This is a genomic window from Pseudonocardia sp. EC080619-01 (genome assembly GCF_001420995.1).
Lineage (GTDB): Bacteria > Actinomycetota > Actinomycetes > Mycobacteriales > Pseudonocardiaceae > Pseudonocardia.
In genome coordinates this window covers 1,873,548-1,887,760 of record NZ_CP012184.1, presented here as the reverse complement: position 1 = coordinate 1,887,760, position 14,213 = coordinate 1,873,548, and the positions used below count along the sequence as shown (strand labels likewise).

The 14,213-nt window shown below is 75.2% G+C and carries 11 protein-coding genes; 9 read left to right on the top strand and 2 right to left on the bottom strand.

Annotated features, from left to right (window positions below):
• The first annotated feature begins 100 nt into the window (after positions 1-100).
• The 8 genes from AD017_RS08680 (at position 101) to AD017_RS08645 (ending at position 9,089) form a co-directional block, all read left to right on the top strand.
• Positions 101-928, top strand: a complete 828-nt coding sequence (locus AD017_RS08680; protein ID WP_082399128.1) for a TIGR02569 family protein — start codon at positions 101-103, stop codon at positions 926-928.
• A gap of 161 nt (positions 929-1,089) precedes the next feature.
• A complete protein-coding gene (locus AD017_RS08675) occupies positions 1,090-2,454 on the top strand; it encodes a NarK/NasA family nitrate transporter (RefSeq protein ID WP_010229275.1) in 1,365 nt (454 codons plus the stop codon).
• 143 nt (positions 2,455-2,597) lie between these two features.
• A complete protein-coding gene (locus AD017_RS08670; protein WP_060573880.1) occupies positions 2,598-2,996 on the top strand; it encodes a hypothetical protein in 399 nt (132 codons plus the stop codon).
• Between the two features lie 393 nt (positions 2,997-3,389).
• Positions 3,390-5,930, top strand: a complete 2,541-nt coding sequence (nirB, locus tag AD017_RS08665; protein ID WP_060573879.1) for a nitrite reductase large subunit NirB — start codon at positions 3,390-3,392, stop codon at positions 5,928-5,930.
• Positions 5,927-6,307 carry a nitrite reductase small subunit NirD gene (gene nirD / locus AD017_RS08660; RefSeq protein WP_010229285.1) on the top strand — a complete coding sequence of 127 codons (381 nt, stop codon included), beginning with the start codon at positions 5,927-5,929 and terminating at the stop codon, positions 6,305-6,307. Before nirB ends, nirD begins: the two co-directional genes overlap by 4 nt.
• Positions 6,308-6,408: 101 nt before the next feature.
• Entirely contained in the window at positions 6,409-7,593 is a 1,185-nt protein-coding gene (locus tag AD017_RS08655; RefSeq protein ID WP_060573878.1) for a uroporphyrinogen-III synthase, read from the top strand.
• Positions 7,590-8,312 (top strand): sirohydrochlorin chelatase, encoded by a 723-nt coding sequence (locus AD017_RS08650; protein WP_010228941.1) that lies wholly within the window; start codon positions 7,590-7,592, stop codon positions 8,310-8,312. The genes AD017_RS08655 and AD017_RS08650 overlap by 4 nt, the downstream gene beginning before the upstream one ends.
• Before the next feature lie 21 nt (positions 8,313-8,333).
• Positions 8,334-9,089, top strand: coding sequence for a putative protein N(5)-glutamine methyltransferase (locus AD017_RS08645; RefSeq protein WP_060573877.1), 756 nt, complete (start codon positions 8,334-8,336; stop codon positions 9,087-9,089).
• Between the two features lie 109 nt (positions 9,090-9,198).
• Here AD017_RS08645 and AD017_RS08640 read toward each other — a convergent pair whose 3' ends face one another.
• Positions 9,199-10,002 (bottom strand): DUF4190 domain-containing protein, encoded by an 804-nt coding sequence (locus tag AD017_RS08640; protein ID WP_060573876.1) that lies wholly within the window; start codon positions 10,000-10,002, stop codon positions 9,199-9,201.
• 217 nt (positions 10,003-10,219) lie between these two features.
• Positions 10,220-10,501 carry an MGMT family protein gene (locus AD017_RS08635; RefSeq protein WP_010228934.1) on the bottom strand — a complete coding sequence of 94 codons (282 nt, stop codon included), beginning with the start codon at positions 10,499-10,501 and terminating at the stop codon, positions 10,220-10,222.
• A gap of 65 nt (positions 10,502-10,566) precedes the next feature.
• On the opposite strand from AD017_RS08635, the gene AD017_RS37200 reads away from it, so the two are divergent.
• Positions 10,567-14,184, top strand: a complete 3,618-nt coding sequence (locus AD017_RS37200) for an ATP-dependent DNA helicase (protein WP_060573875.1) — start codon at positions 10,567-10,569, stop codon at positions 14,182-14,184.
• Positions 14,185-14,213: the final 29 nt, after the last annotated feature.

Genomic DNA, 14,213 nt, shown 5'->3' with positions numbered 1-14,213 from the left:
CCGGTCCGACGGCCGCGGCCACCCGATCGTGGAACCGGGAGCACCCGTCCCTGGCGTGGCGCGATAGGGAGTCCCCGGTTCCGGGGGTACCGTCGCCGCCGTGACCGCAGCCCGCACGCTCGCCACCGCGCCGGCCGCGAGCGCCCTGCCCGAGCACGTCCGCGTCGCGTTCGGCGTCCGAGACACCTCCCCGCGCCCCGTGGTGTGGGCGGGGCAGCGGGCCTGGCAGTGCGGTGACGTGCTGTTGCGTCCGGTCTCGGACCACGTCGTCGCCGCCTGGTCGGCGACGGTCCTGGAGAACCTCGAGGTCGACGGTGTCCGGCTGGCCCGTCCGGTCCGGTCGTCCGACGGGCGCTGGGTCGTCGGCGGGTGGGCGGCGTCGCGCTACGTGCCCGGCGCGCCGGAGCCGCGGCACGACGAGGTCGTCGTCGCGTCGCTGCGCCTGCACGCCGCGACCTCCACGGTGCTGCGCCCGCGGCTGCTCGACGACCGCGACGACCTGCTGTCCCGTTCCGCCGCCGCCGCGTTCGGCGAGCGCAAGCTGGACCTGCACCCCGAGACCGGCGGCGCGCTGTTCGAGGAGCTGGCGGCGCACCGGCGCACGATCCGGCTCACCCCGCAGGTCGTCCACGGCGAGCTCTTCGGCGCGATGCTGTTCGACCCGACCGGCCGACCGGCCGTCCTCGATCTCGTGCCGTTCTGGCGGCCCGCGGAGTGGGCGGCGGCCGTCGTCGTCGTGGACGCCGTCGCCTGGGGCGGTGCCGACGACGATCTCCTCGAGCGCTGGTCGGAGCTGCCCGAGTGGCCGCAGTCGCTGCTGCGCGCGGTGCTCTACCGGCTCGCGCTGCACGCCCAGCACCCCGACGCGACGACCGAGTCGCTGGCCGGCATCGAGCGCGTCGCCGGGCTGGTCAGCCGCCGGCTCTGACCGGCGACCCGGCGAGGCGTCCGGGCCGCCACTTCTCACGGGTTCCGGCAAGTGGATGTGAGATAAGCGTTTCGGGGACGTCACGCGGGGCCATTCGACGGAAACTGGGGCTCCCTAGCGTCATCGCCGACGTGAGACGCCGGCGATCAGGAGACCGATCCGTGACCACCTCAGCATCCCCGCGCCGCATCGGCGGCCGCTGGATCGAGCACTGGGACCCCGAGGACGAGGGCTTCTGGGAGCGCACCGGCAAGGCGATCGCGAGCCGCAACCTCTGGCAGTCGATCTTCTCCGAGCACATCGGGTTCTCGGTGTGGACGATGTGGTCGGTCCTGGTCCTGTTCATGGGGCCGGAGTACGGCATCGACGCGGCACAGAAGTTCTTCCTGGTCGCGGTGCCGACCCTGGTCGGGTCGATCCTGCGGCTGCCCTACACGTTCGCGGTCGCGCGGTTCGGCGGTCGCAACTGGACGGTGTTCTCGGCGGCCCTGCTGATCGTCCCGCTGATCCTGGCGATGGTCGTCGTCCAGCCCGGGGTCTCGTACACGACGCTGCTGGTCGTGGCCGCGTTCGCCGGTGTCGGTGGCGGCAACTTCGCCTCGTCGATGGCCAACATCAACGCCTTCTTCCCGGAGAAGAGCAAGGGCTGGGCGCTCGGGCTGAACGCCGGCGGCGGGAACCTCGGCGTCCCGGTGATCCAGCTGCTCGGCCTGCTGGTGATCGCGCTGCTGGGCGCGGGCCAGCCCCGGGTGCTGATCGCGATCTACATCCCGCTGGTCGTCGTCTCCGCGGCGCTCGCCTGGGTGCGGATGGACAACATCGCGGCGATGTCGAACGACACCGGCGCGTTCGTCGAGGCCTGCCGGGACCGGCAGACCTGGATCATGTCGTTCCTCTACATCGGCACCTTCGGGTCCTTCATCGGCTACTCCTTCGCGTTCGGGCTGGTGCTGCAGAACCAGTTCGACCGGACGCCGCTGCAGGCCGCGATGGTCACCTTCATCGGCCCGCTCATCGGCTCCCTGATCCGTCCCTACGGCGGCAAGCTGGCCGACCGGTTCGGCGGCGCGACCGTCACGCTGTGGAACTTCGCCGGCATGGCGGTGGCGACGGCGATCATCATCGCCGCGTCCGGTGCGCAGTCGCTCGGGTTCTTCACGGCCGGCTTCATCCTGCTGTTCACGCTGTCCGGCATCGGCAACGGCTCGACCTACAAGATGATCCCGGCGATCTTCACGGGGCGGGCCCGGATCGCGATCGCCGAGGGCGCCGACCGGGAGACCGAGCTCGGCACCGCGCGCCGGCTGTCCGGCGCGGTGATCGGCATCGCCGGTGCGGTCGGTGCGCTCGGTGGTCTGTTCATCAACCTGGCCTTCCGGCAGTCGTTCCTGTCCGTGCAGTCGGGCACCCCGGCGTTCTGGGCCTTCCTCGCCTTCTACGTGGTGTGCATCGGCGTCACCTGGGCGGTCTACCTGCGGCCGAAGCAGGCGTCCGTCCCCGGTGGTGCGGAGCTCGCCCGGGTCTGACCTCCCCCACCGCACCGAACCGGCCCGACGGCCGCGCCGCATGCCCGCGGCGCGGACGCCGGGCCGGTTCTGTGTACGGGTGTCCGGGACGCCCGTACACGGAAACCCGTTGCCGTCCTCACTGTCAGGGTTAACCTGACAACATGACCACGATCCCGGACCACGTCCTCACGGTCGACGTCACCCCGGCGGCGAACGCCGTCACCGCGGCCGCCGTCGCCGAGCACGACCGGCACGCCGACGCGATCGCCGGCGTCCCGCCGCTGCCCGGCACCCCGGAGTGGGAGGCCGAGCAGGGCACCGACGTGCCCGTGCAGCGGGAGACCGCGTGGCGGCTCGTCGCCTTCCGGATCGGGCTGGCCGCCGGGCTCGACCTGCTGCCGCACCTGGTCGCGCTCCGGCACACCGGGGTCAGCTGGGACACGATCGGCCGGGCCGCCGGGATCACCCGCCAGTCGGCGCACGAGCGCTGGGCGCCCCGCGTGGCCGCCGTGGTCGAGGGCCACGACCGCACGGCCTTCGACCCCGCCACCCGCCCCTGACACCGCCTCCCCCCACGCTCACCGCACCCGCACCCGCACCCGCACCCGCACCCGCACCCGCACCCGCACCCGCACCCCGCACCCCGCACCCGGCCCCGGCCCCGGCCCCGGCCCCGGCCCCGGAGACGCTCGCGGAGTCCGTCGACGCTCACGCGATCGGGCGAGCACCTGCCGATCCGGTGAGCGTTCGCGGGTCGGGGGTTCATCGCACGGCAACAGGTGCGGCGCCGCCGGGGCGCCGCCGGGGCGCCGCCGGGCGGTGCGGGGCGCTCACGGTCGCCGTCCGCGGGGAATGAGCACCTCGTAACTCCCGTGCAATCGCGGGCCGTCTCCACGTAACTCCCCGTTCCTACCGTCGGTGGCCAGCGCGACGAGGGAACGAGGGAGAAGAGCATGAGCCGTCTGGTGGTCGTCGGGAACGGCATGGTCGGGCACCGCCTGGTGTCGGCGATGCGCGACCGGGACACCGCGGGCACCTGGGAGATCACCGTCCTCGGCGAGGAGACCCGCCGGGCGTACGACCGGGTCGCGCTCTCCTCCTACGTCGACGGGAGGTCCGAGGAGGAACTGCGCCTCGACGACGACGGGCTGCGCGGCGACCCGCTCGTCACCTACCACCTCGGCGACGCCGTCTCCCGGATCGACCGCGACGCCCGCCGCGTCACCACCGCGTCGGGCCGCACGTTCGACTACGACGCGCTGGTGCTCGCCACCGGCTCGTACCCGTTCGTCCCGCCGGTCGACGGCCGTGACCTGCCCGGATGCTTCGTCTACCGCACGCTCGACGACCTCGACGCGATCTCCGGTGCCGCCGCTGCCGCGGTCGCGACGACCGCGCCCGGGCGGCGCTCGGCCGTCGTCGTCGGGGGTGGGCTGCTCGGTCTGGAGGCCGCGCGGGCGATGCGGCTGCTGGGCCTGTCGCCGCAGGTCGTCGAGATCGCGCCGCGGCTGATGCCCGTCCAGGTCGACGACGGCGGCGGCGCGCTGCTGCGGTCGCTCGTCGAGTCGCAGGGCATCGCGGTCCGCGCCGGAGTCTCGCTGACCGGCGTCGCCCGGGACCGCGACCGGCTGGTCGCGACGCTGTCCGACGGTGTCGAGCTGGACGCCGACGTCGTCGTCTTCTCGGCGGGCATCCGCGCCGCCGACCAGCTCGCGCGGGACAGCGGCCTGCCGGTCGGGGAGCGCGGCGGTGTCCTGGTCGACGACCGCTGCCGCACCTCCGACGACGCCGTGTGGGCGATCGGCGAGTGCGCCGCGCTCGAGGGGCGCACCTACGGGCTCGTCGCCCCCGGCTACGCGATGGCCGAGGTCGTCGCGGACCGGCTGCTCGGCGGTCCGGCGCGGATGACGCCCGAGGAGCTCGACATGTCCACCCAGCTCAAGCTGCTGGGTGTCGACGTCGCCAGCTTCGGTGACGCGCACGCGTCCACCGAGGGCGCGCTGGAGATCGTCGTCAACGACCCGGTCGCGGGGACGTACTCGAAGCTCGTGGTGTCCGACGACGCGTCGACGCTGCTGGGCGGGGTCCTCGTCGGTGACGCGTCCCGCTACGGCGTGCTGCGCCCGCTGGTCGGCGCGCAGCTCCCGGACGACCCGGTCACGCTGATCTCGAAGGGCGGTGCCGAGCCGGACGCGTCCGCGCTGCCGGACTCCGCGCAGATCTGCTCGTGCAACGCCGTCACCAAGGGCGACCTCTGCACCGCCATCCACGACGGCGCGCACGACGTCCCGGCGCTGAAGGCGTGCACCCGGGCCGGCACGACGTGCGGGTCCTGCGTCCCCACCCTGAAGCGGATCCTGGAGCAGGAGGGCGTCGAGGTCTCGAAGGCCCTGTGCGAGCACTTCGACCACTCCCGCGCCGAGCTGTTCCAGATCGTCGCCGGGGCCGGGATCACCTCGTTCTCCGCCCTGGTGGAGTCGCACGGCCGCGGCAGCGGCTGCGACATCTGCAAGCCGGTCGTCGCGTCGATCCTGGCGACGCTCTACAACGGGCACGTCCTCGACGCCGAGCGCGCCTCGTTGCAGGACACCAACGACCACTTCCTGGCGAACCTGCAGCGCAACGGCACCTACTCGGTGGTCCCGCGGATCGCGGGCGGAGAGGTGACGGCGGAGGGCCTGATCGTGATCGGCGAGGTGGCCCGCGACTTCGGGCTCTACACCAAGATCACCGGCGGGCAGCGGATCGACATGTTCGGGGCCCGGGTGGAGGACCTCCCGGCGATCTGGACGCGGCTGGTCGACGCCGGGTTCGAGTCCGGGCACGCGTACGGCAAGTCGCTGCGCACCGTGAAGTCGTGCGTCGGGACGACCTGGTGCCGCTACGGCGTGCAGGACTCGGTCGGGATGGCCGTCGAGCTGGAGCTCCGCTACCGGGGCCTGCGCTCGCCGCACAAGCTCAAGTCCGGCGTCTCCGGATGCGCCCGGGAGTGCGCGGAGGCCCGGTCCAAGGACTTCGGCGTGATCGCGACCGAGCAGGGCTGGAACCTCTACGTCGGCGGCAACGGCGGCTTCACCCCACGGCATGCCGAGCTCCTGGTCTCCGACGTCGACTCCGAGACCCTGATCCGGACCATCGACCGGTTCCTCATGTTCTACGTCCGCACCGCCGACCGGCTGCAGCGCACCGCGCCGTGGATCGAGTCGATGGAGGGCGGGCTCGACCACCTGCGCTCGGTGATCGTCGACGACTCGCTCGGCATCTGCGCGGACCTCGACGCCGCCATGGAGCGCCACGTCGACTCCTACGCCGACGAGTGGGCCGGCGTCCTCGCCGACCCGGAGAAGCTGTCCCGCTTCGTCTCCTTCGTGAACGCACCGGAGGCGCCCGACCCGACGATCCGGTTCGTGGAGGAACGGGGCCAGAACGTGCCCGCGCCCGGCCGGCCGGACGAACCCGTGCTCATCGGACTCCCGGAGGTGTCCCCGCGATGACCGCACTCGACGCGTCCCCCACCACCACGCCCGCCGACCTCACCGAGCAGCCCACCGCCTGGCTGACGGTCTGCCCGCTGGACCGGCTGTGGCCCGACCGGGGCGCCGCCGCGCTCGTCGGCGACGTCCAGGTCGCGCTGTTCCGCCGGTCCGGCGACACCGTCCACGCGGTCGGCAACATCGACCCCTTCACCGGGGCGGGGGTCATGTCCCGCGGGCTGGTCGGGGACCGCGGCGGCGAGCCGACCGTCGCGTCGCCGATCCACAAGCAGGTGTTCTCCCTGCGCGACGGCCGCTGTCTCGACGACGACGGTGTGAGCCTCCCCGCGTTCGCGGTCCGCGTCGTGGGCGGATCGGTGCAGGTCGGGCTACGGTGAGGGACCCGACCCGCACCGCCGCGACCACCACCACACGCGACGCCCCCGGGCTTCCCGCCGTCCGAGCCCGATCGGCGGCGCGCCGGAGGAACGGAGGAACGGTGACCCGCCCCGCCGCCCGAGAGGCTGCCCACGCCACGGAGGCCGCGCCCCCGCTGGCGGGGTTCACGATCGGGATCACCGCTGCCCGCCGGGCCGAGGAGCTCGCCACGATGCTGGAGCGTCGCGGTGCCTGCATCCAGCACGGCGCCGCCCTGCGCATCGTCGCGCTCGCCGACGACCACGACCTGGAGACGCGCACCCGCGAACTCGTCGCGGCCCCGCCGGACATCACCGTCGCGACGACGGGCATCGGCTACCGCGGCTGGATCGAGGCCGCCGACGGCTGGGGCCTCGGCGAGGACCTCCTCACCGCGCTCGGCCGGTCGGAGATGCTGGCCCGCGGCCCGAAGGCGCGCGGGGCGATCCGCGCGTCCGGCCTGGTCGACGCCTGGTCACCCGAGTCCGAGTCGACCGCCGAGGTGCTGGAGCACCTCCTCGAACGTGGCGTCGAGGGCCGCCGGATCGCCGTCCAGCTGCACGGCGAGCCGTTGCCGGACGTCGTCGAGGCCCTCGAGCTCGCCGGGGCCGAGGTCGTCACGGTGCCGGTGTACCGGTGGGCGCCGCCCGTCGACATCGCCCCGCTGGACCGGCTGATCGACGCCACCCTGGCCGGTGGGATCGACGTCCTGTCCTTCACCAGCGCACCCGCCGCGGCCGGGATCCTGTCCCGCGCCGCCGAGCGGGGCGTGCGCGACGAGCTGCTGACCGCGTTGCGCGGCCCGGTGCTGACGCTGTGCGTCGGCCCGGTGACGGCGGCGCCGCTGGAGGCGCTGGACGTGCCGACCGTGCAGCCGCAGCGCTCCCGCCTCGGCGCGATGGTCCGGACCTGCGAGTCCGTCGCCCCGGCCCGGGCACGCCGGCTGCCGGTCGCCGGGCACCTGCTGGAGCTGCGCGGGCACGCGGTGCTCGTCGACGGGCGGCTGTGCCCGCTCCCGCCGACGCCGATGACACTCCTGCGTGTCCTGGCCCGGCGGCCCGGGCGGGTCGTGTCCCGCGCGGAGCTGCTCGCGGCCCAGCCCGGCGGGGCCGGTGACGAGCACGCCGTGGAGAACGCGATCGCCCGGCTGCGCGCCGCCCTCGGCGTCCCCGGGCTGGTCCAGACCGTCGTCCGCCGCGGCTACCGGCTGGCACTGGAACCCGGGCACGAGGGGCACTGCGCCGACGTGCCGGGGGACGAGCGATGAGCCGCACGGGCACGACGCCGCCGCTGCTGCTGGTGGCGCACGGGTCGCGGTCCGACGCGGCCGACGCCGTCGTCCGGTCGCTGGCGTCGGCCGTCGCCGAGCACGGGCCGCAGGTGGAGATCTGTTACGTCGACGTCCGGGGGCCGAAGGTCGTCGACGCCGTCCTCGCGCTGCAGGATCGCGGGTACGACGGGGCGGTGGTCGTCCCGGCGTTCCTCGCCTCCGGCTACCACGTGCGCGTCGACCTGCCCGCGCAGCTCGCGGAGGCCGGTGCCGACCCGGCCCGGTTCCCGACGACGCCCGCGCTCGGCCCCGACCCGTTGCTCGCCTCGGCGGCGCTGCACCGGCTGCGCGACGCCGGCTACCGCGACGGTGACGCCGTCGTGCTCGCCGCCGCCGGGTCGTCCGACCCGTCCGCGGTCGCCGAGGTGCGTGCGGCCGCCGGGATGCTGTCGGCGCTGGTCGGTCGGCGGGTCCGGACGGGGTTCGCCGCGACCGGGACGCCGACCGTGTCCGCGCTGGTCGAGGGCCTGCACGCGGCGGGGGAGGAGCGGGTCGCGGTCGCGTCCTGGCTGCTCGCGCCCGGGGTCTTCCAGAACCGGCTGCTGGAGTCGGGGGCCGACGTCGTCGGTGGTCCGCTGGGCGTGCACGACGACGTCGTCCGCGCCGTGCTGACCCGGTACTCCGCAGGGCTCGCGACGATCGCGCGGGCCGCCTGAGCCGCGCGGCACAATGCCGCCGTGAGCGATCTCGTCGCGCGGCTGCGGGCCGCCGGTTGCGTGTTCGCCGAGGACGAGGCCCGGTTGCTCGCCGAGGCCGCCGCCGGCACCGAGCTGGACGACCTGGTCCGGCGCCGCGTCGCCGGTGAACCGCTGGAGCACGTCCTCGGCTGGGCCGCGTTCGACGGCGCCCGCGTCCGGGTGGCGTCGGGCGTGTTCGTCCCGCGGCGCAGGACCGAGGCCCTCGTGCACGCCGCCGTCGCCGGCCTGGGACCGGGCGCGGTGGTGGTGGACCTGTGCTGCGGCTGCGGGGCCGTCGGCGCCGCGATCGCCCGACGGGTCCCGGTGGAGCTGTACGCCGCCGACGTCGACCCGGTCGCCACCGCGTGCGCCGCGACGAACCTCGACGGACTCGGCACCGTGCACACCGGCGACCTGTTCGCCGCGCTGCCGGCGACGCTGCGCGGGCGGGTCGCGGTGCTGGTGGCGAACACCCCGTACGTCCCGGCCGGGGCGATCGCGGGCATGCCGCCGGAGGCCCGTGACCACGAACCCCGGGTCGCCCTCGACGGAGGTGGCGACGGCCTCGACCCGGCCCGGCGGATCGCCGCCGGGGCGCCGGGGTGGCTGGCCCCCGGCGGGACCCTGCTGATCGAGACGAGCGCGGCGCAGGCGCCGCTGCTGGCGGACGTGTTCGCGGGCCACGGCCTGGAGGTGGACACCGGTCACGACGACGACCGCGACGCGACCTGGGTCTCCGGCCGCCTGCCCTCCTGACCTGCACCCCTTTGCTCTGCACACTCCCGCGCACCACCCCCCAGGGCGCGATCGAGCGTCACGGTACGGCCCTGCTGAGGGCATCTACGTCACGCTCGGCGGAGCGGGGTCAGCCCGCCCAGGTCAGGTCCTCGGAGCTGAACAGGCCGCCCTCGTAGATGACCGTCCAGGTGCCGCTCGCGTCGGCTTTCGCGTCGAAGCAGACCTGACCGCTCACCGTCCCGCCCGGTGCGAGCTGCCCGGAGCTCAGGTCGTTGTCGCTGCCGATACTGATCCGGCGGATCACCCCGTCAGGATCCTGGAGCTGCCAGTCCCAGATGTTGAAGCTGGCCGTGCCGGAGCCGGTGTTCCGGTAGGTGACGTCGGTGCACCTGACCGGGCCCATGAAGTCGCTGCGGTCACGGAGCGGGGTGGTGGTGAGCTCGAGCCCGTCCCGGGTGGTGAGGGTGTCGCCGGGGGCTCCCGAGGTGGGCCGTGCGGGTGCGGGGGCGCTGTAGGTGCGGTCCGCGTTCTCGACGCCCGCGGTCGCCGGGCCCGACGGCGCGGACCCGCCCGTGGCGGAGGCCGTGGACGAGCTGCTGTCGGAGACGGCCGAGGCGAACGCGACCGTGTAGAGCAGGCAGAACGCCAGACCGAACGCCGACAGCACCGTCCCGGATATCGCGACTCCGCGGTTGTCGGCCTTGCCCGCGTTCGCGCGCACGATGCCCAGGACCCCGAGGACCAGCCCGATGACCACCATCGGCCAGGCGATCACGCCGATGATCGGGATCAGCGAGAACAGGGCGCCGAGGATGCCGAGCACGAGCGCGGCGGTGCCGAGCCCGTTCCGCTGCGGTCGCTGGACGGGCCAGCCGTGCGGCGGCGGGTACGGCGGTCCGGGAGGGAAGGGCGGCTGCGCTGGTGAGGTCACGTGATCCGCATCGAAAGGGACATTCGAGGCGTTGCCAACACGGTGTCGGCATCGTCAATTCTGACGACAGCGCGGGAGCCCGGCGCCGGCGCAGTGTGCCCTGTCTGGGCCCCTTTGCTCTGCACACTGCCACGCACCACCCCCCGGGGCGCGATCGAGCGTCACGGTATGGCCCTGCCGAGGGCATCTACGTGACGCTCGGTGGGAAGGGGTCGGGTCAGCGGCGGCGGTGTTCGGGAGGCAGGCGGCCGTCCACCATCAGGATCCCCTCCGCCCGTAGCCGGGCCGCCTGTTCGGCCGCGATGTGCGGGGCCGACCGGCCGTCCGCCCGGAGCACTCGGTGCCAGGGGAGGTCGTGGCCGTCCTCCGCGAGGATCCGCCCGACCAGCCGTGCCGACCGTAACCCGGCCAGCTCGGCGACCTCGCCGTAGCTGAGGGTCTGGCCCGGCGGGATCGACGTCACGACGTCCCGGACCCGTTCCACGGTCTCCTCGTCCACATTCCCGATCCTCCCGCCTGCCGGGGTGGCGCGTCACTGTCGGGGGCACGTGGTCGAATCGGTGCATGACCCGAGCAGCCGCCGAGCAGCCGTCCCCGCGGCTGGTGCGCGCGGCCCCACCGCCCGCCCCGGACCGGACGTGGTCGGGCGCGGCCGCGCGGGTCCTCGCGCACGAGCGGGGGCCGTTGCGCGTGCTCGGCGGGCCGGGAACCGGGAAGACCAGCCTGCTGCTCGACGCCGTCGTCCGCCGGGTGCGGGCCGGTGCCCCGCCCGGTTCGCTGCTGCTGCTCGTCGGCAGCCGGCGGGCCGCGGAGGAGCTGCGCGGCAGGCTGACGGCGCTGCTCACCCAGGGCGGCGACGAGATCGCGGGCGACTTCGGCGTCCGCACCACGCGCGAGCTGCTGGTCCGCACGGTGCACTCGTACGCGTTCGGGGTGCTGCGGCTGCACGCGGCCCGGCACGAGGACCCGCCCCCGCGGCTGCTGGCGTCCGCCGAGCAGGACGTGGTGGTGCGCGAGCTGCTCGCCGGTGAGATCGAGAGCTGGAACGGCAGCGTGCCGGGATCGTCGTGGCCGGAACGGCTGGATCCGGCGCTCGGGCTGCCCGGGTTCGCCGCGGAGCTGCGCGAGCTGCTCCTGCGGGCCGCCGAGCGGGGGCTCGGGCCCGCGGAGCTCGCCGGGCTCGGCACGGCCCACGGCCGCGACGAGTGGGTGGCCGCGGCGCGGTTCTTCCGCACCTACGAGGAGGTCACCCTGCTGCGCGGGGCCGCGGGTCGCAGTGCCCCGCAGGCGACCGCTCCCGCGCTCGACTCGGCGGAGCTGGTCGCGGCGGCGCTGGACGCGCTCGCCGCCGATCCGGGCCTGCGCGACCAGGAGCGCGAGCGGGTGCGCCACCTCCTCGTCGACGACGCGCAGGATCTCGACCCGCAGCAGATGGAGCTGGTCGCGACACTGGCGGCGGACGCGGAGTCCACCCTCCTGGCCGGGGACCCGGACCAGGCGGTGCTGACGTTCCGTGGCGCGGACCCGCAGGGCATGAACGCGATCGACGCACCCACCGAGGTGCTCACGGTCGACCACCGCCGGCAGCCCGGTGTCCGTGCGGCGGGTCTGCGGCTCGCGGAGAAGCTGCCCGGCGCCGGCCCGGCACGGAACCGCCCCGGCCGCGCTGCCGGCGACCAGCGCCCGGACGGCGCCCGCACCGACGACCGCCCCGACGAGCAGGCCGACGGTGCACCGGCGGACGGGTCCCGGGCAGGCGCCGGTGGCGCGGCGGACGGGACCGGAGCAGGTGCCGGTCGGCCGGTGGACGGGGATGGAGCAGGCGCCGGTCGGCCGGTGGGCGGGGGCGGAATGGAGGCCCGCCCGACGGCGGAGGACGCCGGTGATGCGGTGCAGGTCCGCGTGTTCGGCTCCCCGTCGGCGGAGGCCGGGTGGATCGCCGACCGGCTCCGCCGCGCGCACCTCGTCGACGGCGTCCCGTGGTCGGAGATGGCGGTGCTGTCCCGATCGGCCCGCCGCACCCTGCCCGCTCTGCGGCGCGCCCTGGCGGCGGCCGGCGTCCCGATCGCGGCACCGCCGGACGAGGTGCCGCTCCCGCGCCAGCCCGCGGTGGTCCCGCTGCTGCTGGTGCTGCGGGCGGCGTCGCGCCCGTCCGCGATCGACGCCGACCTGGCGACGTCACTGCTCACCTCGCCGCTCGGCGGTGGTGACCCGCTGCGGATGCGACGGCTGCGGCGCGGCCTGCTGCGGATGCACGCCGCAGCGGGACACGACGTCCGCGTCGTCCCCGACGACGACCACCCGGATCCGGGGGAGGCCGACCCGGCGGTCGCGAGCAGTGATCCGCTGCTGGTCGCGATGCTGCGCGAGGCCGTCGGGGGGCGTCCGGACCCGCTGGTGATGCTCTCGCCCGCCGAGGCGGCCCCGATGCGCGACGTGGGGTGGCTCCTCGACACCGCGGCGCGGTCGATCGCGTCCGGCGACTCGGTCGAGGACACGCTGTGGCTGGTGTGGCGGCGGACCGGGCTGGCGAAGCGCTGGAGCGACGCGAGCGCCCGGGGCGGGCCCGGTGGCGCGGCCGCCGACCGGGACCTCGACGCCGTGCTCGCCCTGTTCGACGCCGCCGCCCGGTACACCGACCGGCTGCCGGGCGCCGACGTCGGCGGGTTCCTCGAGTACCTCGCCGACCAGCAGCTGCCCGGCGAGACGCTCGCCCCGCAGGCCCCCCGCGGCGGCGCCGTCGAGCTGCTCTCCGCGCACGGCTCGCGCGGTCGGGAGTGGACGGTCGTCGCGGTGCCCGGTGTGCAGGAGGGGCTGTGGCCGGACCTGCGCCTGCGGGGGAGCCTGCTCGGGCACGAGCAGCTCGTCGATCTCGTCGCCGGGGTCGCCGAACCCGGCTCGGCGGTCTCACGGTCGGCGCCGCTGCTCGCCGAGGAGCGCAGGCTGTTCCACGTCGCGTGCACGCGCGCCCGGTCGGCGCTGCTGGTCAGCGCGGTCCAGGGGGAGGACGAGCAGCCGTCGCGCTTCCTCGACGAGCTCGACCCCCGTCCCGCCGACGCCACCGAGGCCCGGCCTGTCCACCGTCCGGAACGGTCCCTGGTCATGGCGGAGCTGGTCGGTGAGCTGCGGCGGGCCGTCACGGCCCCCGACCACGGCGACCCGGCGCAGGCCGCGCGCCGGAGGCGGGCGGCGACGCAGCTGGCCCGGCTCGCCGCCGACGGGGTGCCCGGCGCCCGTCCCGACGACTGGTACGGCCTCGCCGAGCTCTCCGACCACGCCCCGCTGCGCGCCGACGGCGAGCTGGTGCCGATCTCCCCGTCGGACGTCGAGACCATCGCCGGGTGTCCGCTGCGCTGGGTGCTCTCCCGGCACGGCGGCGATGAGAGCGGGGCGCTGTCGGCGGTGACCGGATCGCTGGTGCACGCCCTGGTCCAGGCGCGCGCCGCCGGTGCCGACGCCGCGGAGCTGGAGTCGGCGCTGCGCTCGGCCTGGCGGCGGCTCGACGCGGGGGCCCCGTGGTTCGGCCGCCGGGAGCTGTCGCGGGTGCGGGACATGCTCACCGCGTTCGACGACTGGGTGCGCCGCAGCCGGGCCGAGGGGCTGGAGCTCGTCGCCGTCGAGCAGCCGGTGCAGCTCGACCTGGAGGGCGATCCCCCGCCGGAGGGCCCGGGGCCGTCCGGCGACGACAACCCCGATCTGCTCGCGCCCGAACCCGCGGACGGTCCCGGTGGTGGCGCCGCGCGGTCGGCCCGCCGGGTGCGGCTGCACGGCCGGGTGGACCGCCTCGAGCGCGACGACCAGGGCCGCCCGGTGGTGATCGACGTCAAGACCGGCAAGACGGCGACGTCGGGCCGGGCGACGGCCGAGCACCACCAGCTGGCGGTCTACCAGCTCGCGGCGTCGCTGGGTGCGTTCTCCGAGCTGGTCGGTGCCGGAACCGGTCCGGGTGGTGGCCGGCTGCTGTTCCTGGCCGACCGGAAGGCGAGTGGGGAGGCCAAGGAACCGGCGCAGTCGCCGCTGCAGCCGGAGGAGATGGGGCACTGGCGCGACGTGCTGATGACCTGCGCCGAGGACTCGGCCGGTGCGGTGTTCGTGGCGCGGGCCGGGCCCGACTGCGACCGGTGCCCGGTGCGGACGAGCTGCCCGGCCGTCGAGACCGGGCGGACCGTCGTGGACGGGTGAGCAGCCGGGGTGCGGGTGCGGGACGCGGA

What these genes read in the sequence shown, in the direction of transcription:
- AD017_RS08650 (WP_010228941.1), top strand. Translation starts at nt 7,590, where the DNA reads ATGAGCCGCACGGGCACGACGCCGCCGCTGCTGCTGGTGGCGCACGGG.
- AD017_RS37200 (WP_060573875.1), top strand. Translation starts at nt 10,567, where the DNA reads ATGACCCGAGCAGCCGCCGAGCAGCCGTCCCCGCGGCTGGTGCGCGCG.
- nirB (WP_060573879.1), top strand. Translation starts at nt 3,390, where the DNA reads ATGAGCCGTCTGGTGGTCGTCGGGAACGGCATGGTCGGGCACCGCCTG.
- nirD (WP_010229285.1), top strand. Translation starts at nt 5,927, where the DNA reads ATGACCGCACTCGACGCGTCCCCCACCACCACGCCCGCCGACCTCACC.
- AD017_RS08670 (WP_060573880.1), top strand. Translation starts at nt 2,598, where the DNA reads ATGACCACGATCCCGGACCACGTCCTCACGGTCGACGTCACCCCGGCG.